This is a genomic window from Arthrobacter sp. KKT183 (assembly GCF_055657625.1).
This window is the reverse complement of the sequence record NZ_CM145770.1, coordinates 2,162,391-2,183,187: the sequence shown is the minus strand read 5'-3', so window position 1 is coordinate 2,183,187 and position 20,797 is coordinate 2,162,391. Positions and strand designations below refer to the sequence as shown.

Genomic DNA, 20,797 nt, shown 5'->3' with positions numbered 1-20,797 from the left:
GTTTCCATCAGGGAGAACCACCATGACGAGCATTAATACCGCCATCCAACTCATGTCCCGCCAGGACGCCGAGCGGTCAAGCGCACGCGGTGGTACCTGCAGCCCGGACCTCGCGAGGGGACCATGGGAGTTCGACATGCCTGGCGTCTCCAATCAGGGTCCGGACTACGGGCCCGGCGCTTCGATGACTGACACGGCGCCGGTTTCAACGCCGCGGCAGGAGGTGCTTCCAGAGGAATACCAGCGGGCCGGTGAGGTGGAGCTCGAAGCGCGGATCCTCGCAGCAAAGGAAGCGATGGGCGAGCGCCTTGTCATCCTCGGCCACTTCTATCAGCGGGACGAGGTCGTCAAGCACGCTGACTTCGTGGGAGATTCCTTTCAGCTCGCCAACGCGGCGCTAACCCGGCCCGACGCCGAAGCCATCGTGTTTTGCGGAGTGCATTTCATGGCGGAGACCGCTGACATTCTGTCCAGTCCTGACCAGACTGTCATTCTGCCGAACCTTGCCGCGGGATGCTCGATGGCGGACATGGCTGACGCCGATTCGGTGGCGGACTGCTGGGAACAGCTCGAGGAGCTTTTCGGAACAGAGCCCGACGACGCCGGCCGCCAACCGGTCATCCCGGTCACCTACATGAATTCCTCAGCTGCGTCGAAGGCCTTCTGTGGCCGCCACGGCGGCATCGTTTGTACGTCGTCGAACGCTGCCACAGTGCTCGACTGGGCGTTCGAGCGGGGCCAGCGCGTTCTCTTCTTCCCGGATCAGCACCTGGGCCGGAATACAGCCAAAGCCATGGGGGTGCCGCTCGAGCGGATGCCCATGTGGAACCCCCGCAAGGTGCTGGGCGGCAACACCGAGCAGGAGCTCCTGGATTCGCAGGTCATCCTCTGGCACGGCTTTTGCTCCGTGCATAAGCGTTTCACCGTGAACCAGATCGAGAAGGCACGGGCTGATTACCCCGGGGTGAGGGTCATCGTGCACCCGGAGTGCCCCATGCCCGTTGTGGACGCCGCTGACGAAGCCGGGTCAACGGACTACATCCGGAAGGCAATCGCTGCGGCAGAGCCGGGTTCCGTGTTCGCGGTGGGGACAGAGATCAACATGGTGAACAGACTCGCCGCGGAGCATCCCGAGCACACCATCTTCTGCCTGGATCCCGTCATCTGCCCGTGCTCGACCATGTACCGGATCCATCCGGGCTATCTGGCATGGGTGCTTGAGGGACTGGTCGCAGGAGTGGTCCGCAATCAAATCGGAGTCGACTCCGACGTGGCGTCGGATGCACGGGTAGCGCTTGAGCGAATGCTGGCGGCCAAACCGTGACCGCCGTCCTCGTCATCGGCAGCGGAATCGCGGGGCTGTACACGGCGCTGGAGGTGCGCCGGCGAACTGATGCGCAGGTCACCGTTCTAGCCAAGGGCGCGCTTGTCGAGAGCAACACCTGGTACGCACAGGGCGGGATTGCTGCAGTGATTCCTGAGCCGGGCCAGGCCGGCGAGTGCCGCTTAGGCCTGCAGAATGACAGCATCGAGTCGCATGTAGCCGACACCCTTGCGGCAGGAGCGGGGCACTGCGACCGACGGGCCGCGCGCATTCTCTGTTCGGAGGCGGCCGCCCAGATTCAGAGGCTGGTGGATCTTGGAACACTCTTCGATCGCTCCGCGGATGGTGATTTCGCAGTCGGTCGGGAAGCCGCGCACGCAGCCTCAAGGATTCTACATATTGGCGGGGATGCCACCGGGGCGGGAATCGCGGCTCCGCTCGTCCGTGCCGCTCAGGCGGATCCCGGCATCGGCGTGTGGGAGCACGCTTTTGCCGCGGACCTCGTCAGGGACAACGGGAGGGTAACCGGCGCCGTCGTCGTGCAGAACGGTGTCCATCGTGTAGTTTCCGCTGACGCGGTTGTGCTTGCGACAGGCGGTGCGGGAGGGCTCTTCCAGCACAGCACCAATCCGTCCGTGGCCACAGGCGACGGCGTCGCGGCGGCCTGGCGCGCCGGCGCGGCGGTGGCTGACCTCGAGTTTTTCCAGTTCCACCCGACATCGCTGAACGTCGCCGGGCATCCGCTCATTTCCGAGGCGGTGCGTGGGGAGGGCGCAGTGCTGAGGGACGCCTCAGGGCGTCGGTTCATGGCTGATTATCATCCTGCCGGTGAGCTTGCTCCGCGTGATGTTGTCTCCCGCAGCATCGCACTGCATCTTGCGCGGACCGGAGGGGAGGAAGTTTTTCTTGACGCGACGAACCTCGGTGCGGACTTCCTCGCTCAGCGGTTTCCGACGTTGAGCGCAGTGACTGCGCGTGCAGGCTTCGACTGGACACGCGACTTGCTCCCGGTTGTCCCTGCTGCCCACTACTGGATGGGCGGAGTGGTGACGGACACTGCAGGACGGACGTCCGTACCTGGGCTGTACGCCGTGGGGGAGGTTGCCCGAACCGGAGTGCACGGGGCCAACCGGCTCGCGTCCAACTCGCTGCTGGAGGGACTGGTGTTCGGCGCGCGGGCTGCGGAAGCGATCGCCGCAGAACGCATGCAGTGGCCGGCGGTCGAGGCGGAGGCGCTGAGCCTGGCGCCCGGTTCGGTACGCGCGGCCCGCGCTGACGTGCAGCGGGTGATGTCCGACCACGTCTCCATCCTGCGCGAGGATGCGGGGCTCCGTATTGCCTCGAAGCAACTCGCCGATTGGCATTCGAACGGCACTTCTGTCGCGGAGCGGGAGACCGCGAATCTGCTCCTCTGTTCCCGGCTCGTCGCAGCGTCTGCGCTGGCACGCGCAGAATCGCGTGGAGCGCATTACCGAGCAGATTTTCCCGACACCTCCGCCCCCGAGGGCAGCCCCATCATCCTGAGGAGAGCTCCGTGAATTTCACACCGGCCAGACCATCCCCGGCCGACGTCGACCGCATTGTCGCAGCCGCGCTCGCCGAGGACGCGCCGTGGGGAGACATAACCTCGCAGGTACTCATTCCGGAGGAGGCACACGCCGAGGGGGTCGTTGTAGCGCGCGAACCAGGCATCTTCTGCGGAAAGCAGGTCATCGAGGCTTCCATGCGACTCACCGACCCGCGGATCCGCGTCACGTTCAGTGTGCGGGACGGCGACGCTTTCGACGCCGGCGCTGCGCTTGCTGCGGTGTCCGGTCCCGCCCGGTCGATCCTCACCGCTGAACGGGTCGCCCTGAACCTGGCGCAGCGACTGAGCGGTATCGCTACGCTCACCGGCAGATTTGTTGCGGAAGTAACCGGGACCGGTGCGCGCGTGGTCGATACCCGCAAGACAACTCCCGGACTGCGCGTCCTGGAACGCCATGCGGTGCGCTGCGGCGGAGGGGCCAATCATCGCTTCAGCCTGTCCGATGCAGTGATGGCCAAGGACAACCATCTTGCGGTACTGACCCAGGGCGGTGCGATCGGCCTTACGGAGGCACTCCGGGGAGTGCGGGCCAGGTTGCCGCATACCGTCCATTTCGAGGTCGAGGTTGACCGGCTCGATCAGATCGAGCCGGTGCTGGCAGCAGGCGTCGACACGATCATGCTCGACAACTTCAGCCTCGAGGATCTGGCCAGTGGAGTGAAGCAGGTCGCGGGGCGCGCGCTGGTGGAAGCAAGCGGCAACGTCCGGCTCGAGTCGATCGGCGCTATTGCGCGCACCGGCGTCGATATTATCTCGTCCGGTGCGCTCACCCACAGCGTCAAGGCACTGGACCTCGGGTTGGACATCCATATCGATGCGCTTGCGCGGGAGGACGGCTCCGGCTCCACCCGCGAAATTCCCGGGAGCGTGCGGTGATCCATCTCGATGCTGCGGCCACCACTCCGGTTCGCCGGGAGGCACTCGAAGCGATGTGGCCGCTGCTCACCACCGACTATGGTAATCCGTCGAGTTCCCATACGGTCGGTGAATCGGCCGCGCGCGCTCTCGACTACGCACGCCGTCTGGTGGCCAGGGAACTCAACTGCAAACCGAACGACGTCGTCTTCACCTCGGGCGGCACAGAGGCTGACAACCTGGCAATCAAGGGCATATCCCTGGCCCGTCCGAAGGGGAAGCATATTGTTGCATCCGCAATCGAACATCCGGCCGTCCTGGAAACGCTGGACTATCTGCAGCGGTTTCACGGCTTCCGGATATCCCTTCTTCCTGTAACCGCGGAGGGACTGGTGGAGGAAGCGACTCTCCGCGCTGTCCTCACGGAAGAGACCACGTTGTGCACCATCATGTACGCGAATAACGAGGTGGGGACGGTGCAGTCAATTCCAGCGTTGGCCTCGATCTGCCGGGAACAGGGCGTTCCCTTCCACACCGATGCAGTGCAGGCGGCGGGATGGCTGCCGCTGGATAGTGCAGAGCTCGGCGTGGACGCTCTCAGCATCTCGGGTCACAAGCTCGGCGCGCCGAAGGGCTGTGGTGTTCTGTTCATCCGCTCGCGCCTTCCATTGGAACCGCTCGTTCATGGAGGCGGGCAGGAGCGGGGGAAGCGGTCAGGTACTGAGAATGTAGCGGGTGCGGTGGCCATGGCGACTGCCTTGAAGCTTGCCCAGCAGGAGCGTACCGCAAATACAGCGGCCTCGATCCTGCGCCGTGACCATCTGATCAGCGCCGTACTTAAGGGGGTCGAGGGCGCACTCCTGACGGGTCACCGGGAGCAGCGGTTGCCGAATATTGCCTCGTTCTGCTTTCCGGGCGCCAGCGGCGAGGCGATCCTGCTGGAACTGGAGCGCGCCGGAGTCGTGACCTCAAGCGGTTCGGCCTGCGCGGCCGGCGCCAGCGAGCCCTCGGCGGTTTTGCTGGCGCTGGGCCTGGGACCGGACATCGCCCAGACAGCACTGCGGTTGTCGTGGACGGCCGCAACGAGTGATGCAGAGATTGCGCTCGCCGGGCGCGCGGTTGTCGCTTCAGTCAGGAGCATCCAGAGTCTTGGAAGCCGCACGTAAGGCCGTCATCAACCCTGCCGTTTCGGCTGGATTTTCTATCTGCGCGAAGTGTCCGGTGCGGTTCAGCACCACGCTTTGTGAATGCGGCATGAGGGCAGCCAGGGAACGCAGCTCGCCGGGCGGGGTGAAGATGTCCTTGCTGCCGCGAGCGAGAACTACGGGGGCGGTGATGGAGTGCCAGGTGCCGGCGTCGTACTTTTTCAGAGCGTGTGCTGCAGCAATGAAGGACGCCGGCCGCGCATCGAGCGCAAGGTCAGCGAACACGGGGCGCTGCAGGTCAGAAGGGGCGGCGAAGAACGGGCCAAGGACGAGCCTCAGTAATCCCGCGCGCTCTGCCCGACGCAGTAGCCAGGGGGCTGCTCTCCCGAGTATCCGCAGAATAAACATGAGTCCGAACATGCCAAGAAGCGGTGCCATGGAGGGATGGCGGAGCGGGTGCTTCAGGGCGGCGCCGGCTGTCAGTGCGGTTGGTGAAAGAGCGACGACGGCGTGCGTTTCTTCCGGATGCGACGCCGCAATGTCCAGCGCCAATACCGCGCCCATCGAATGCCCGAAGAGGTACCAGGACCGGTAGTTGAGACCCCTCAGGACCTCGGCGACGGCCCTGCCCTGCTGCTCAACCGTGAAGGGCAGCATGCCGGGGGATTCTCCCCAGCCCGGCAGGTCAATCATGACGTGGTCGCAGGTGTCCGGCAGCACTGGACTCCGAACGAGCTCACGGAACGTACGCCATGAGCCCGATGCGCCATGCAGCAGAACCCATGGCGGGGTGTTCGGTGTGATCCGGGCACTCGAATGGGCCGGGCGTATGCGCACTGCGACTGATCCCAGGGATGTATGGATGAACCGCTTCATGTAGGTGATTCTGCGCCGCTCCCGCCGCGGATGTCTCCGAAGTGGTGTGCTTCACTGCATAGAGTGGACATCAGGTCATTCGAAAGGAGCTGTTATGAAACGCACCGTCGGGTCCCGTGCGCTGGGGGCTGTGCTGATTCTCGCCGTCGCAGCCACCATCACCGGCTGTGACGACTTCGTTGTCGGCGACCGGCCGCCTGCCAGTCCTGCTGCAAGTGCAACGAATGATGCTCCGGCTTCGGCAAGCGCCAGCCCTACTCCCGTTGCGCTTCCCATGCTCCCGGAACGGACGGCGCCGGGGAATGGATGGACCGCATTCACCGACGAACAGAGACTTGTCAGTTTCGAGGTGCCCGAGGACTGGACGGTGGAGCCGATCGAAGATCCGGGTGAGGGGTATGACGAGGGAGGCCTGCACTTCGACGTGTCGAACGCGGAGGGCGCCAGCATGGCAGAGCTGCATACCCGAATCATCCCGCCCTCCGAGGAATGCGGCGAGGAGGCAGCGAACCCGTACATCGTTCTGACCAGCGAGCCGGTTGATGTTCCATCCACAGCAGAGGCAGAGGGCTCGATCGAGCCGCGCTTTGTTGTGCGGCTCATCCAGGGCTACCGGTTCTTCAGCTCGTATGGGATCACGGACATGGTGGGCGGAGCCGATGGAGCGGCGTGTGTCCTGAACAACACAGTGCAGGGACCGGAGCACATCGGCCTGTACGCCTTCGGCGACGGCATCCAGCTCCAGGCACTGGATCCGACGCAGGTCGGCTCGCGGACGGAATCATTTGCGACCATCGCCGAGGCCCAGAAGCGATTCGATCAGGAGGACTTCGAGCGGATCCGCCGGATGATCATGTCCCTCCAGGTTGCGAGCTGACCTGGCGCCGCTTTCCTGCTTGGAAGCTCCGTTAGCGTGAAGCTCTGCGAGCGCGACCTACTCGGAGACGGCCTTGCTCACGTCAGCGGGCAGCATGCTTACTATCGCGTTCGGTTCAAGGGCAGGGATCAGGCGGCAGGAAGCCCCGCATACGTCACACCGGTCAGCTCTTCACTCGCCGCCCAGAGCTTCGCAGCAACACCCTCGTCGAGGACTGACGGAGCCGGAGCGACCAGCACGGCGTTCCCGCGGGTTTCGCCCGGTCCATCCGGGCCGTAGTAATCACCACCATGAACGTGCGGGCCGGTTGCTGCAAGAAGGATAGGCTGTGCGCCGTCCACATCCGACTGGCCCATGATCCGGAAGAATCCGCCCATGAGATCGAGCACGGCTGCTCCGCGCATCCCGGCCGTCAGGTTGGTCGTTGACAGACCCGGGTGGGCGGCAACTGCGATCAGCGGCCAACCGGCCGCCCGTACCCGCCGGTCGAGTTCCATGGTGAACATGAGGTTCGCGAGCTTGCTCTGGTTATAGGCCTTCCAGGCACGGTACCGGGCATCGGAATTCAGATCGGAAAAGTCGATGTGTCCGCGCTTGTGGGCCAGGGAAGAGACCGTCACAACCCTCGCGGACGGAGACTGCCGCAGGAAGTCCAACAGCAGGCCGGTCAGTGCGAAGTGCCCCAGATGGTTGATGCCGAACTGCTGCTCGAAACCATCAACTGTGCGCTTCAATGGTGTGGCCATGACTCCGGCATTGTTGACCAGGAGGTCCAGGGGGCCGGTCCAGTCTCGAGCGAACGAACGTACCGACTCCAGGTTTCCGAGATCGAGCTGCCGCAGCGTCAGTGACCCGCTGCCTGAGGCAATGCGTGCCCTCTCCAGCGCGGCCGCTCCGCGTTCCTCGCTGCGGCACGCCAGAACCACCGACGCCCCGCGCTGGGCCAGATCGATGACGGTCTGTAGCCCCAACCCGCTGTTGGCGCCGGTCACAACGGCGGTCAGGCCGTCCAGGCGGTGGTTTGCGGAGCTGTCAGTGGTAGAGCGATTCACCAGGGGCGCCTTTCTCGTCGTACCGTGTTACAGCCAGTGTTTCAGACCGGCACCGTTCACCGCTCATCGACATCCGCCAGGAGCTACCGGAATGAATCGATCAGTCACGGCTCGTCTCACCGCAAATACCCGGGCCAACACCTCAATGGCCTTTTCCGTAGCGGTGGCGCGAAACTCCGGGTATTCAGCGGTGAACGAAGTCCTTGAGGTCACAGCCAATGGGGAACCGGTAGCGCCAACCCCCATCCGGGACAGCCATGGCGGGATCCTCCACACGCTCACCCTCGAGCAGCCGTCGGTGCTCGAACTGACCTACCGGGCCGAGGTACGGGGTTCAGCTGCCGCGCCGGAGGAGGACGACGCCGACCTCATCCGGTACGTCCGCCCAAGCCGATATTGTGAATCCGATCGGTTGCTGCCGACGTCGTACAGTCTGTTCGGAAACCTGCACGGCAGCGAGCTGCTGGCCGCTGTGCGCGCCTGGGTAAGCGGCAACATCAGTTATGTCTCGGGATCATCCCGGCCAACCGACGGTGCCACGCAGACACTGCTTGACCGCAGAGGAGTTTGCCGCGACTACGCCCATCTGGTGATCGCGCTGCTGCGGGCCAAGGACGTACCCGCGCGCCTGGTGTCCGTTTATGCTCCCGGCCTGAATCCGATGGACTTCCATGCGGTGGTTGAGGCCTGGGTGGACGAAGCGTGGCATGTCGTCGACGCAACAGGGCTCGCTCCTCGGACCAACCTGCTGCGCATCGCAACCGGGCGGGACGCCTCGGATACCGCGTTTCTCTCCACGGTCGGCGGGAGCCTCACCCTGGACACGCTGCAGGTCACCGCTGTGGCAGACACCTTGCACGACGACGACGGCACCTCGCCGGTCCAGCTCGGCTAGCGTAGAGCGGCCGGCCGTCCGGCTATTCAGCCAGCCGAGAGCGGAGCGAAGCGAGCGGAAACCGACGAAACCGACGACAGGTGGCGCTCAGTCCGGCCGGTGAGCGCCGTCGTCGTGCTCCAGGCCCGCCCGGAACTTGGTGGTCAGGGTCAACAGCTGTTCCATTTCCTCTTCGTTCAGAAGGGGACCGAGCAGCGCGTGGATGGCGCGCACGTGTGCCGAACCGATCTCGCGCTGCAGGCGACGGCCTTCGTCGGTGAGTGACAACAGCACACCGCGCTGATCATCCGGCGCCTGCCTGCGCTGCACGAGGCCCTTGTGCTCAAGGCGCTCAGCCATCCGGCTCAGGCTTGGCTGGCTGATCAACAGATGGCTGTTCAGCTCGTTGAGCCGTGTCCAACCGGTGGGACAGCGGCTGAGGTTAAAAAGGACGTCATACTCCCCGATGGCGAGCGTCTGAAAGGAAGGATCCCGCCGGAGTCTGCGCATCACCGCCACCTGCGCCCGGAAGAGGGACTCCCAGGCGTCGGCAGTGAGGCGCAGCGGTGTTGCCGGAGACTCAGGCATGGGCAGACACCGCAGCCAGCCGGTTCTCGAAGGTCGGGGGAGCGGGTATCGAGGCCGGCGTGCGCTCAGCAAATTCCTTGCGCAGCGTGGGCAGCACATCGGAGCCGAACAGGTCCAACTGCTCCAGGACGGTTTTCAGCGGAAGTCCCGCGTGGTCCACGAGGAACAGCTGGCGCTGGTAGTCCCCGAAGAACTCCCGGAAGGAGAGCGTCTTGTCAATCAGCTCCTGCGGACTGCCGACGGTCAGGGGTGTCTGCGAGGTGAAGTCCTCCAGCGACGGCCCGTGCCCGTAAACCGGTGCATTGTCGAAGTAGGGGCGGAAGTCGTTCACGGCGTCCTGGGACTTCGGCCGAATGAAGAACTGTCCGCCGAGCCCGACAATTGCCTGCTCGGGTGTGCCATGGCCGTAATGGGCGTACCTCTCGCGGTAAAGCGAGATCAGCTGTTGGTAGTGCTCCTTCGGCCAGAAGATGTTGTTGGCGAAGTAGCCGTCGCCATAATAGGCGGCGATCTCCGCGACCTGCGGCGTGCGGATGGTGCCGTGCCAGACGAAGGGTGCAACACCGTCGAGCGGCCGGGGTGTGGAGGTGAAGTTATGCAGGGGGGTGCGGTGCTTGCCCTCCCAGGTCACCACGTCCTCGTCCCAGAGCCGGCGCAGCAGATGGTAGTTCTCAACGGTGAGGTCCACGCTGTCCTGCGGATTTTTGCCAAACCAGGGGTAGACGGGCGCCGTGTTGCCGCGTCCCAGGATCAGGTCCACCCGACCATCGGCGAGATGCTGCAGCATCGCGTAATCTTCGGCGATCTTGACCGGGTCATTGGTGGTGATCAGCGTGGTCGAGGTGGAGAGGATGATCCGCGACGTCTGCGCTGCCACATAGCCAAGCATGGTGGTGGGGGAGCTGGGAACAAAGGGCCGGTTGTGGTGCTCACCGGTCGCGAAGACATCCATGCCGACGTCTTCGGCGTGCTTGGCGATGGTCACCATGGCCTTGATGCGCTCGTGTTCGCTCGGTGCTTTGCCGGTGGTGGGATCAACCGTTACGTCCCCGACGCTGAAGATACCGATCTGCATGGGATTCCTCCTCCTAGAAGTACATGCATTTGCATCTACTGTACCCCGTAACCAGCAGGCTCCGGGATTTGTTCCCGTTCACGACCCACCGCAGCACGCCGCTCCCGCCGGCCTTCGATGAGGCGGTAGAGCACCGGAACCAGTACCAGGGTCAACAGCGTCGAAGAGACAAGACCCCCAACGACGACGACGGCAAGCGGTTGGGAGATGAACCCGCCTTCTCCGGTCAGACCGAGGGCCATCGGGGTCAGGGCGAAGACCGTTGCAAGGGCCGTCATCAGGATGGGACGAAGACGTTGCCTGGACCCGCGGGTGACTGCATCGGCAACGCTCAGCCCCGGCGAACCATTCTGCGGCCGGCGGTACTGGTTGATCAGGTCAATGAGCACGATCGCGTTCGTTACAACGATGCCGACCAGCATGAGCATGCCGATCAGTGAGGGCAGCCCGAGCGGGATTCCCGTGAGAACAAGCAGGGCAATCGCACCGGTGGCCGCGAAAGGAACCGAGACGAGGAGGATAAGCGGCTGGATGAGGCTCTTGAACGTTGCCACCATGATCACGTACACGATCGCCACCGCCGCCCAGAGCGCGAGGAAGAGCTGGCCGAAGGAATCAGCTTGCTGTTCGGACGCGCCGCCCAGTGTGGCAGTGGCCCCGGCTGGCAGCGTGACGGCGTCCAGCCGCTCAGTGACGGACGCCGTCAGTGCGCCCAGATTGTCCTGGGACGGCGTGATGGAAACCTGCGCTGTCCGCTCGCCGTTTGAACTGGTGATCGTCAGCGGAACCTGGACCTCTTCCACCGTGGCGACATCCGTCAGCGGGATTGGCCCGGCCGGCGTCGGCAACGAGAGATTGCGGAGTTGGTCCACGCTGGTGATTTCCGTTCCCTCACCGATCAGGATGGGGTAATCCGTGGCATCGAGCCGGACGGTGCCTCCCGGAACGGCGCTGATGCTGCCGCCCAACAGCGCGCCGATCTGGCCCTCGGTCAGCCCTGCCTCCACCGCCGCGTTCCGGTCCACGCTCACCTGGATTTGCGGCTGGGCGGCGGCGAGGTTCGACGTCACATCGCGAGCTCCCGGCACCCCCTGCATGGCGGCGACGACGGCCTCGCTTGCCTTAGCGAGGACGTCCGGTTCGGGAGCAGTGATATTGATGTCCACCGTGCTCGACGTCCCTAATCCACCCTGTTGGTTGGACAGCGAGATCTCGCCCGCTCCCTCAAGCTCGTTGAGCGCGGAGCGAACCTCGTTCTGCAGCTGCTGCTGGTCTGCGTCCTCCTCGGTAGTCACGGTGAACTGCGCGGTGGAAGCGCCGGCGGAAAAACGGGCTCCGACTGCCCCCGCTGCGTTCCCGACCGTGACCTGCACGTCACGGATCTCCTCGAAACCGGCCAGCGCTTCCTCCACGCGCCCCGCTTCGGCAACGGTGTTCTCAAGACTTGACCCCGGCTGCTGGCGCTGGATGACGCTGAAACTGTTCTGACCGGTGTTGCCCAGGAGATTGGTCTGCATGAAGGGAACCAGCGCCACTGTTCCGGCAAGCACTAGCGCTCCGGCCACCACAGTCCACACCGGATGGTGTTGGGTTATCCGGAGGATGGGAAGGTACCCCCGCTGGAGCCAGGACCGCTGCTCCTTTTCCTCAGCGCGGTGCCGCTGCTCCGCCGTAGCAGTCGCAGCCGACGCCGGATCTGCCTGATCGGCTGCGATCCGCGTCCGCGGCAGAAACCAGTAGGCCAGCACCGGGACGATTGTCAGCGACACAGCCAGGGACGCCAGCAGCGCAATCGTGACGGTCAACGCAAACGGCCGGAACAGCTCACCCGCCAGATCCCCGACAAAGGCGATCGGGGCAAAAACCGCCACCGTGGTCAGCGTGGAAGCTGTAATGGCGCCGGCAACCTCGCGGATGGCGGTGAGGATGGCCGAGCGTTTGTCCTCGCCGTAACTGAGGTGACGCTTGATGTTCTCAATGACCACGATCGAGTCATCAACGACCCGGCCGATCGCAATAGTCAGCGCACCGAGCGTCAGGATATTGAGCGAGTAGCCGGTAGCCCACAACCCGATGAACGTGATCAGCAGCGACAGCGGGATGGACACTGCGGTCACCAGCGTGGACCGCGCGGAGAGAAGGAAGACCAGAATAACGACGACGGCGAAGCCCAGCCCCAGCAGCCCCTCGGTTGTGAGGTCGGCGATGGAACGCTCGATGAAGGGCGCTTGGTCGAAGATCACCGTGATATTCGCGCCGTCGCCCAGTTCAGCCTCAAGCTCGGGGATCAGGGCAGTCACCGCATTGGAGAGAGTCACGGTATCTGCGGACGGAACCTTCGTTACCGTGAGCGCGAGTGTTTCGGTGCCGTTGGTACGCGTGATGGACGTGGCGTCGTCGTCGGCTATTGAAACCTCCGCAACCTCCCCAATTGTTGCCGGGTCGGTGGCGCCTGTACTGGCTTCCGGTGGCAGGATCGGCAGGGCGCGGATGTCGTCCAGCGACTGCACGGGACTGCCCGCCTGGATCGTAAGGGAACGTTCGCCCTCCTCGAGGGTGCCGATGGGAAACAGCTCGCCGTTGTTTTCGAGGGCGTCGATGATGTCGCCGGTGGATAGTCCCTGTGCAGCGAGATCTTCCTGGCGGGGAAGGATGGAGATGTGCTGTTCGGCACCGCCGGTGATCTCGGCGCTGCGAACACCCTCTACCTTTTGAAGCCGCGGCACCGTGAGCCTCGTCAGTTCCTCGCCCAGTTCGCTCAGGGAGCGGTCTGAGGACACGGCCATGAAGACAACGGGGAGGTCGTTGATGCTTCCGGCCAACGACTGCGGCTCAACGTCGTCCGGCAGGGCAGAACGTACGGTCGAGATGGCGCGGTCCACCTGCCCTCGGGCGCGGTCCAGATCCGTACCGTAGGCGAACATCAAGCTGACGGTGGAAACGCCGTTCCGCGACGTCGTCGAAGACGATTCAAGGCCTTCGACACCGCTGAGGGCACTTTCCAACGGTTCGCTGACCTGCTTGTCCAGGTACTCCGGCCCGGCCCCCGGCAATGAGGAAACCACAGTGATCTGCGGGAACTCCAGCGAGGGGATGAGCTCCTGCTTCAGGGAACCCATGGCGATCACACCGAACACCGCCGCACACACGGTGATGAGGGCAATCAGTGCGCGGTTCGCCAGGGATAGCTGCGCCAAACGGAACATCGGTTCTGCCTTCTGCGGGCATCCAGTCCTGGCGGCACCGCGGTCTAGTTGAGTCCCAGGACCCTGTCAGTCATTGACTGGATGTCATCGGCAAGCGACTCATTCTCGTTGAGCTTCGTGCCGTAGCCGGGGATCATTTCCTTCAATTTGGGCTCCCAGTCAGCAAGCTGGCCGGGGAAGCAACGACGCATGAGCTCAAGCATGATCGGCGCCGCAGTCGACGCCCCCGGAGATGCTCCCAGCAGGGCACCGACAGTGCCGTCTGCGGAAGTGATGACTTCCGTGCCGAACTGCAGAACGCCGCCCTTCCCGGGTGCCTTCTTGATGACCTGTACACGTTGCCCGGCGCTGATCAGTTCCCACCGGTTGCCATCAGCTGCGGGCAGGAACTCGTTGAGGTACTCATTTTTCGCCTCACGCTTCTTGAGCACCTCGCTGATCAGGTATTTGGTCAACGGGATATTGTCCTTGCCTACCGCCAGCATGGGCAGGAGGTTGGACGGGCGGATCGACGTTGGCAGGTCCAGCAGTGATCCGCGCTTGAGGAACTTGGTTGAAAAACCGGCGTAGGGGCCGAACAAGAGCGAACGTTCGCCATTGACGTAGCGGGTGTCGAGGTGCGGCACGGACATGGGCGGGGCACCGACCGACGCCTGCCCGTACACCTTGGCGTTGTGCCGTGTCACGGTCTTCGGGTTGGTGCAGCGCAGGAACTGTCCGGAGACCGGGAACCCGGCAAAACCGCGGCCTTCGGGGATGCCGCTCTTCTGCAGCAGATGCAGCGCACCGCCACCGGCCCCGATGAAGACGAACCGCGTGTTCACGGTGTGCGCTTGCCCGGTTGCCCGGTTGCGAACGGTGACATCCCAGCGGTTCTGCGAGGTCTTCGAAAGATTGATGACGTCATGGCCGTAGCGCAGGTCAACGTCATTTTCGCCGAGGTAGCTTGTGAGACCGCGGGTAAGTGATCCGAAATCGACGTCCGTACCGCCGGTTACCCGTGATGCTGCGACGGGCTGACCAGGACTGCGGCCCTCCATGATGAGCGGAGTCCACTCTGCAATCTCCGCGTGCTCAGTGGCGAACTCAATGGTTTTGAAGAGTGGTTGCGTGCGGAGTGCCTCATAACGCCGACGGAGATACTCCACATTTGGTTCACCCCAGACGAAGCTCATATGCGGAACGGCGTTGATGAAGCCGCCCGGATCGCCGAGGTGGCCGTTCGAGACCATATGCGCCCAGAACTGCCTGGAGATCTGGAACTGCTCGTTGATGGCGATGGCTTTGGACGGGTCTACGGAGCCGTCCTTGCCTGCCGGCGAGTAGTTGAGCTCGCATAGGGCGGCGTGGCCGGTCCCCGCGTTGTTCCAGGGGTCGGAGCTCTCGAGCCCAGCGCGGTCAAGCCGCTCGAACAGAGTGATGCTCCAGTCCGGCTGCAGTTGCTTGAGGAACGCACCCAGGGTGGCGCTCATGATTCCGCCGCCGATAAGAACGACGTCAGTGTGATTCGCGGGCTTTCCCGCCTGGCTGTCAGCAGTCACGATGGGTCTCCAATAGCAAGGGCGCTAGCCCTAGAAGCGTAGCCTCTGGCAGAGGCGTTCCCTAAATCCGAATGCCGCACGGCGCAGTGATCCTCGTCCCAGTGCTCCGCCGAATTCACCCGGCTGGCAAGGTGCCGAATCAGTTCTCGGTTCAGGGGACCGGTTGTTCAACATCAGCGAGGTCAATGCTGTTGAAAACCTCGTGCATGACCGGGCTTACGGGGTAGCTGAGCACACGGGGAGACACCACTGCGGCCGAGATGGGAAAGGCGAGCGGAACGGCAGGAATGTCAACGGCGATGCTCTCACTTATCTCCTGGTACGCGGCAACGCGCTCCTCACCGTTGGGCAGCGTGACTGCCCTGGCAATCTTGCTGAAGAGCTGGTTGTCACGGAAAGCGAATTCTTCGCTGTAGCTGCCGAACAGGGCGCCCACGAAATTGTCGGGATCCTGGTAGCTCCCACTCCACCCGAGCAGGTGGAACGCACGGTTATCGTCATTCTGGACGGTCTCGATATAGCCGTCGGCCCATTCGGTCGGGACGGGCTGAAGATTGAATCCGGCGGCCGTGAGCTGACGGCTCAGCTCGGCGTACACCTTCTCCGGTGAGGAGAGATAGGGACGGGAGACGTTGCGGGGATAGTGGAAGGGGAGCGGCTCACCGCTGTACCCGGCCTCGTCCAGCAGTTCCCTCGCCAGCTCAGGATCGTACTCGTAATCGGTGATCTCTTCATTGGTCACCCCGAGCTTCGGCGGAATGAACTGGTTGGCCGGGCTGGTGCCGGCCAGGAAGCGGCCCTCGATGAGTGCATCTTTGTCGATCGCGTGGGCTACTGCCTGCCGGAACAGCACATCGTCGACGCCGGGAAAGTCCTGGTTCATCCCGAGGTACAGGACCGAATATGGATCGCGTTGCAGGATCTGCTGGCCCTCCCGGGCGAGCTCGGCGGCGTTGTCCACGGTCACGAGGTCGTATCCGTCGATTTCCTCGCTCAGCAGCGCACGCAATCGGGCAGCTGTGTTCGGAATGGTACGAAAAGTGACGGTCTGAATTTCACCCGCCGTGCCCCAGTAACCTTCAAAAGCGCTCAAGGTCACCTCATCCGCGGACCAACGGGTGAACGTGAACGGACCCGTTCCGACCGGACTGAGCGCGAACTCCGACAGTTGCCTGCCATTTCGTTCAACAGTCAGCTGGTTCGCGTTGAGCTCGTCGAGCGCTTTTGGCGAGGCCATTCCGAAGGCAGGCAAAGCAAGGGCGGGAATGAAGGACGTGAGGCGACCGGTCAGCCGGATGAGCACGGTGTGCTCTCCGAGCGGCTGACACGAATCGTAGACGGATTCCTCAGGTTCATCAGAGAAGGCTTTGAACACGGACTTGAACGCGATGGTGGCGTCCAGTACCCGGGTTTCGGGAGGCATCGTGTACCAGCGCTCGAAGTTTGCGCAGACCGCTGCGGCGTTGAACGGTTCGCCATCGTGGAAGACAACGTCCTGGCGCAGATCGAAGGCGTAGGCGCGGCCCTCGTCCCGTTCCTCCCATGACGTGGCCAGGAGCGGCGCCGGTTCTGAGGTCAGCGGGTCGATTCCGACGAGACCTTCCAACATCTGCCGGGTGATTCGGTAGGACTCAGTGTCCGCAACAAGTGCCGGATCAAGGCCGGTAGGCGTCGCGGCAGTGCCGAACGTGAACGTTGCGGTGGTGGTATCGCCAACCGGAGCCGCCGGCTCCGCACTGGTGGCGGGCGCCGTCGTCGTTGTTGGTACCGGCGTGGCTGCAGTGCACGCGGTCAGGCCGAGCACTGCTGCTCCCGCCAGCGCACGCAGGAACGGTCCCGACAGCTTACGACGGCGGTGCGTTGGGCTGGCTGGCATGGTCTCCTCGGGGCGCGCGTGCAGTAGGGCACGACTGCGGGCGGAATCTCCAGTTTAGGTCACGAGACTGAAGGGAAGCTGATCGCGGTGCATCGTACGACACGCCCGACACACAAAAACGGTGGGTATCTGCATCGGAGTGCAGATACCCACCGTGTCCCTGATCCAGATTAGAGGAGTCGAATCAAGGAGTCTTTGTCAGACGATTGCTCGCCTGGACTGCCGTGCCTGTTACCCGGGACTGACTACTCGCTCGGGGGCATCAGGATGGAGTCGATCAGGTAGACCGTTGCATTGGCGGTCTGAACGCCACCGCAGATGACCGCTGCGCCCTCTTCACCGACGGTGATGGAGTCACCCTCGCCTTCGACCGTCAGCTCGGCACCGTTGAGCGTGGTGTGTGTTCCGGCAACCTCATCGGGAGCCAGCTGGCCCTCAACGACGTGGTAGGTAAGGATTCCGGAGAGGAGGTCTGCGTCGGTCTGCAGCGCCTCGACGGTTGCTGCATCGAGCGCTTCGAAGGCGTCGTCAACCGGCGCGAAGACGGTCAGCGCTTCAGATCCGTTGAGGGTGTCAACCAGATCGACATCAGGGTTGATGCCACCTGACACAGCGGCGGTCAGTTGAGTAAGCAGCGGGTTGTTCGAAGCAGCCGTCGCTACCGGATCCTGAGCCATGCCGGCTACCGAGCCGTCGCCGTCGGGCACCTGCTCCGCGTAACCTTCGCAGCCCGGGCCCACCAGGTTGGCGGCGGGGTCCATGGCCTCTTCGGTCATTTCCTCGGTCATCTCGGGTGCTGAGGATTCAGTCGTGGTTGATTCGGTGGTCTCCGAATCACTGGTGGCTGCTTCATCGCCACCGCCACAGGCTGCCAGGCCGAACATGGCTACAGCTGCGACACCGAATACGGAGAGATTCCTGCGCTTGAGAAGTTCCATTTCATTTCTCCTTCATTCATTCCGACCCCCACGGCAAAACGCGATGGTCTAATTTCCGGACGAACACATCGTGTCGATGTCTCACAGGTCATTCGGCTGAGCGATGAAGGTGGATGGGTGAGTGCTGAAAAAATTGTTGACAGCGGCTCGGGGCCGTGATTTCGCATTGGGGCTTAACGAGCCGGGCCCCCAGGCGTGAAGCCTGGGGGCCCGGATAATCGACGCCGATTACGTCTCCAGCTGGTAGTGCGCAAGGGGGGACTCGAACCCCCACGTCCGAAGACACTGGAACCTAAATCCAGCGCGTCTGCCAATTTCGCCACTCGCGCGTGGGCCTGCCGACCGGCCGGAACGATCCGGCGCACGGTCCATTGTACTGGTTCCATCACGGGCAACGGATGCCGCTTACGGACCTGCCGGTTTCGCGTTAGCTGATCCCTAAATCGCGGCGGAGCTTGGCTACATGACCGGTGGCCCTGACGTTGTACTGGGCGAGGCTGACCTGCCCGGATCCGTCGATCACCACTGTGGATCGGATGAGACCTTCATAGGTCTTCCCATAGTTCTTCTTTTCGCCCCACGCGCCATAGGCCTCTGCCACTGCATGATCCGGGTCGGAAAGCAGCGGGAAAGTCAGTGACTCCTTCTCACTGAAGGAGCGGAGCTTCGTTTCCGAATCGGGGGAAATTCCCAGGACCCTGTATCCTGCAGCGCCAAGCGAGGCGAGGTTGTCCCGGAAATCGCAGGCTTCGGTTGTGCAGCCCGGTGTCGCTGCTGCGGGATAGAAGTAGACGACGACATTCTCGCCGGCGAAGTCGCTGAGGGAAACGTCCGAACCGTCCGCGGACGAAAGCCTGAAATCGGGTGCGCGGTCCCCGGTCTGGAGTCGTTTTGACATATTGGTCTCTCTTTTCGGTCTCGATTGTGCATCAGCGGTGCAACTCTCCGGGTTTGCGGCCCGAGCAGTAGCTATCATATGTGGGTGGATTTCAAGGTCCCCAAGCGAAGCTACACGAGCTACGCGGGGTGAAAGGGAGTTTTTGCTGATGCCGCATCTCGAGCAATGGCCTACCGGTCGACTACTGACGACGGCCGCTCGGTTGGTGGAGCATGCGTGGAATGAACGGTTGGTTTCCATTGGTGTCACTCATGCCGGCGTGATTGCGCTCGGCGTGCTGGAAACCCAGGGAGCCATGACCCAGGCCAATCTTGCCCAGCTGGTGCGTGTCCAGGCGCAAACCATGGGCAAGACCCTGTCCCGCCTCGAACTGCGCGGACACATCTTGAGGACGCGCAGCGACATCGATCGCCGCAGCCATGCAGTCTCTATTACGCCCGCGGGCAGCCGGGTGCTCGGAGAAGCGAAAGATGTTGAGCGTACGCTCATCGCCGGCGAGGGGCTTGTCTCCAGTGAACTGAGGTCACACCTCCAGTCCGTCATTGAGGACCTCGGTGCCCCGCGCTGGAACTGGGAAGCTGATGGTGCGCCTGCAGCCTCACGGCGGGCTGGCCTTCCGGAGCCCGCGCTCATTGACGATTAGCGGGTCGCTCGGTTCTTGGAGTTAAAGCAGAAATCCTCCCGCCGGGCAGATGCCCAACGGGAGGATTTCTTTTTCTGTGCACCCCCCGGGACTTGAACCCGGAACCCATTGATTAAGAGTCAATTGCTCTGCCAATTGAGCTAGAGGTGCCTGCGGAATCCGGTCTCACCGCGTTCCGCAACAGCACTAAACTCTACCAGCACTGCGACGGAAAGTTGAAATCGGAGCGCTGCGTGTGAGCTATTGCATCTCCACCCGCAGGATCCTGGATCCACTGGTTTCATTAGTCGCAATGAGCAGGCTGCCGTCAACTCCCGCAAGAGTGTCCCTCAGCCGCCCGTGAGCGCCGTCGAGGAAGCTGGCCGGATTGCCGGCGGAACCTCCGGACACCGGTACACGCCAGAGCCGTTCACCCCGTAGACCGCCGATGTAGGCGACGTCTTCCACGATGGCCATGCCGCTGGGGGAAGCTGTAGCGGTGGACGGCCACACCACCTGGGCGTCAATAAAACCGCGCTGACCCGAAGCCCCGGTGACTGCAGGCCAGCCGTAGTTTCCGCCGGGCTCGATGAGGTTGAGCTCATCATCGCGCTCGGGGCCGAACTCGCTTGCCCAGAGCCGGTCCCCGGAGTCCCAGGCCAGACCCTGCACATTCCGGTGCCCCAGCGAATAGACGGCAGAGCCGAACGGACTATCCGGGGCGGGTTCGCCGTCAGCAGTAACCCGAAGGATTTTCCCGCCGAGGCTCGCCCTGTCCTGTGCGCTTTCTGCGTTGGACGCATCGCCCGTGCCGATGTACAGGTACCCGTCGGGGCCGAATTTGATACGGCCTCCGTTGTGGATGTTCGCCTTCGGTATGCCCGTCAGCACTTCTTCCGTGCCTTCAAGGGCACCGTTGCCATACGCCATGCTGATAACACGATTATCGTCGGTGCTCGTGTAGTAGAAGTAAAGGCGGGGGTCAGCCGTGAAGTCCGGCGGCACGGCAACGCCCAATAATCCGCCCTCGCCGTCGGCGTCGATGGCGTCCTGTACTACGCCGATGACATCAACCACGCCGTCGGTAATCCGTTTCACCTCCGCGCTTTCCCGCTCAGTGACGATGAGGCTGCCGTCCGGCAGCAACGCCATTGCCCACGGAACATCCAAGCCTGTTGCCACCTCCGCGGTGACTGCCGGAATTGGCTGCTCGGACACCGACGGCGCCGGTTCACCGGCGGTGGCACCCAGGGAGGTCGGAGCCTGCCGGACAATGGGGGCGGGCTCAGGTCCGGCATTGCATGAGGTGACTCCGGCGAGCAGACAGAACGCTGCGGCGAGACCCCGGAGTGCCGGGGTGATTCCATCGTTCCGTTTTTCCTGCTGCGCGGTGCGCATGACAGACACGTTACGACGACGGAAAACGGCTGTCCATGGGCCCCACGGTCGTCCGGCTACGCTG

Annotated in this window: 17 protein-coding genes and 2 tRNA genes; 7 read left to right on the top strand and 12 right to left on the bottom strand. The window is 63.4% G+C overall.

Annotation, left to right across the window (positions count from 1 at the left end):
• Positions 1 to 22 precede the first annotated feature (22 nt).
• The 4 genes from nadA to ACZ2GY_RS10370 are packed head-to-tail and all read left to right on the top strand — an operon-like array spanning position 23 to position 4,933.
• A complete protein-coding gene (gene nadA, locus ACZ2GY_RS10385) occupies positions 23 to 1,324 on the top strand; it encodes a quinolinate synthase NadA (protein WP_471671826.1) in 1,302 nt (433 codons plus the stop codon).
• Positions 1,321 to 2,862 carry an L-aspartate oxidase gene (gene nadB, locus ACZ2GY_RS10380; RefSeq protein ID WP_471671825.1) on the top strand — a complete coding sequence of 514 codons (1,542 nt, stop codon included), beginning with the start codon at positions 1,321 to 1,323 and terminating at the stop codon, positions 2,860 to 2,862. The genes nadA and nadB overlap by 4 nt, the downstream gene beginning before the upstream one ends.
• The gene (gene nadC, locus ACZ2GY_RS10375; protein ID WP_346028131.1) at positions 2,859 to 3,788 is read left to right on the top strand and encodes a carboxylating nicotinate-nucleotide diphosphorylase; all 930 of its coding nucleotides are present in this window, start codon (positions 2,859 to 2,861) and stop codon (positions 3,786 to 3,788) included. Before nadB ends, nadC begins: the two co-directional genes overlap by 4 nt.
• A complete protein-coding gene (locus ACZ2GY_RS10370) occupies positions 3,785 to 4,933 on the top strand; it encodes a cysteine desulfurase family protein (protein ID WP_471671824.1) in 1,149 nt (382 codons plus the stop codon). Before nadC ends, ACZ2GY_RS10370 begins: the two co-directional genes overlap by 4 nt.
• Here the strand turns inward: ACZ2GY_RS10370 and ACZ2GY_RS10365 are convergent.
• Positions 4,895 to 5,749: an alpha/beta fold hydrolase gene (locus tag ACZ2GY_RS10365; protein WP_471671823.1), complete on the bottom strand. Its 855-nt coding sequence runs from the start codon at positions 5,747 to 5,749 to the stop codon at positions 4,895 to 4,897. The genes ACZ2GY_RS10370 and ACZ2GY_RS10365 overlap by 39 nt on opposite strands.
• A 133-nt stretch (positions 5,750 to 5,882) precedes the next feature.
• Between ACZ2GY_RS10365 and ACZ2GY_RS10360 the strand changes: the two genes are divergently transcribed.
• Positions 5,883 to 6,665: a hypothetical protein gene (locus ACZ2GY_RS10360; RefSeq protein ID WP_277358562.1), complete on the top strand. Its 783-nt coding sequence runs from the start codon at positions 5,883 to 5,885 to the stop codon at positions 6,663 to 6,665.
• A gap of 128 nt (positions 6,666 to 6,793) precedes the next feature.
• Here the strand turns inward: ACZ2GY_RS10360 and ACZ2GY_RS10355 are convergent, their stop codons facing one another.
• On the bottom strand, positions 6,794 to 7,717 hold the full coding sequence (locus tag ACZ2GY_RS10355) for an oxidoreductase (protein WP_471671822.1): 924 nt from the start codon (positions 7,715 to 7,717) through the stop codon (positions 6,794 to 6,796).
• A gap of 91 nt (positions 7,718 to 7,808) precedes the next feature.
• Between ACZ2GY_RS10355 and ACZ2GY_RS10350 the strand changes: the two genes are divergently transcribed.
• Positions 7,809 to 8,612: a transglutaminase-like domain-containing protein gene (locus ACZ2GY_RS10350; protein ID WP_471671821.1), complete on the top strand. Its 804-nt coding sequence runs from the start codon at positions 7,809 to 7,811 to the stop codon at positions 8,610 to 8,612.
• A gap of 87 nt (positions 8,613 to 8,699) precedes the next feature.
• Here ACZ2GY_RS10350 and ACZ2GY_RS10345 read toward each other — a convergent pair whose 3' ends face one another.
• The 8 genes from ACZ2GY_RS10345 to bcp all read right to left on the bottom strand — a co-directional run bounded on the left by ACZ2GY_RS10345 (position 8,700) and on the right by bcp (position 18,713).
• A complete protein-coding gene (locus ACZ2GY_RS10345) occupies positions 8,700 to 9,179 on the bottom strand; it encodes a MarR family winged helix-turn-helix transcriptional regulator (RefSeq protein WP_471671820.1) in 480 nt (159 codons plus the stop codon).
• Positions 9,172 to 10,254: an LLM class flavin-dependent oxidoreductase gene (locus ACZ2GY_RS10340; protein WP_056548171.1), complete on the bottom strand. Its 1,083-nt coding sequence runs from the start codon at positions 10,252 to 10,254 to the stop codon at positions 9,172 to 9,174. The genes ACZ2GY_RS10345 and ACZ2GY_RS10340 overlap by 8 nt, the downstream gene beginning before the upstream one ends.
• 35 nt (positions 10,255 to 10,289) lie before the next feature.
• Positions 10,290 to 13,460, bottom strand: a complete 3,171-nt coding sequence (locus ACZ2GY_RS10335) for an efflux RND transporter permease subunit (RefSeq protein WP_471671819.1) — start codon at positions 13,458 to 13,460, stop codon at positions 10,290 to 10,292.
• A gap of 44 nt (positions 13,461 to 13,504) precedes the next feature.
• Positions 13,505 to 15,001 carry a malate:quinone oxidoreductase gene (locus ACZ2GY_RS10330; RefSeq protein WP_277358557.1) on the bottom strand — a complete coding sequence of 499 codons (1,497 nt, stop codon included), beginning with the start codon at positions 14,999 to 15,001 and terminating at the stop codon, positions 13,505 to 13,507.
• A gap of 151 nt (positions 15,002 to 15,152) precedes the next feature.
• Complete coding sequence (locus ACZ2GY_RS10325) at positions 15,153 to 16,877, bottom strand: ABC transporter substrate-binding protein (RefSeq protein WP_346028139.1); 1,725 nt, start codon at positions 16,875 to 16,877, stop codon at positions 15,153 to 15,155.
• Between the two features lie 245 nt (positions 16,878 to 17,122).
• Positions 17,123 to 17,815 (bottom strand): fasciclin domain-containing protein, encoded by a 693-nt coding sequence (locus ACZ2GY_RS10320; RefSeq protein ID WP_056548173.1) that lies wholly within the window; start codon positions 17,813 to 17,815, stop codon positions 17,123 to 17,125.
• A gap of 247 nt (positions 17,816 to 18,062) precedes the next feature.
• Positions 18,063 to 18,144, bottom strand: a tRNA-Leu gene (locus ACZ2GY_RS10315).
• 98 nt (positions 18,145 to 18,242) lie between these two features.
• Complete coding sequence (gene bcp / locus ACZ2GY_RS10310; RefSeq protein WP_277358555.1) at positions 18,243 to 18,713, bottom strand: thioredoxin-dependent thiol peroxidase; 471 nt, start codon at positions 18,711 to 18,713, stop codon at positions 18,243 to 18,245.
• A gap of 148 nt (positions 18,714 to 18,861) precedes the next feature.
• Between bcp and ACZ2GY_RS10305 the strand changes: the two genes are divergently transcribed.
• Positions 18,862 to 19,356, top strand: coding sequence for a MarR family winged helix-turn-helix transcriptional regulator (locus ACZ2GY_RS10305; RefSeq protein ID WP_346028140.1), 495 nt, complete (start codon positions 18,862 to 18,864; stop codon positions 19,354 to 19,356).
• A gap of 77 nt (positions 19,357 to 19,433) precedes the next feature.
• Here the strand turns inward: ACZ2GY_RS10305 and ACZ2GY_RS10300 are convergent.
• Together ACZ2GY_RS10300 and ACZ2GY_RS10295 are read right to left on the bottom strand one after the other, a co-directional pair.
• A tRNA-Lys gene (locus ACZ2GY_RS10300) sits at positions 19,434 to 19,506 on the bottom strand.
• 90 nt (positions 19,507 to 19,596) lie between these two features.
• Complete coding sequence (locus ACZ2GY_RS10295) at positions 19,597 to 20,733, bottom strand: PQQ-dependent sugar dehydrogenase (RefSeq protein ID WP_471671818.1); 1,137 nt, start codon at positions 20,731 to 20,733, stop codon at positions 19,597 to 19,599.
• Between the last annotated feature and the right edge of the window lie 64 nt (positions 20,734 to 20,797).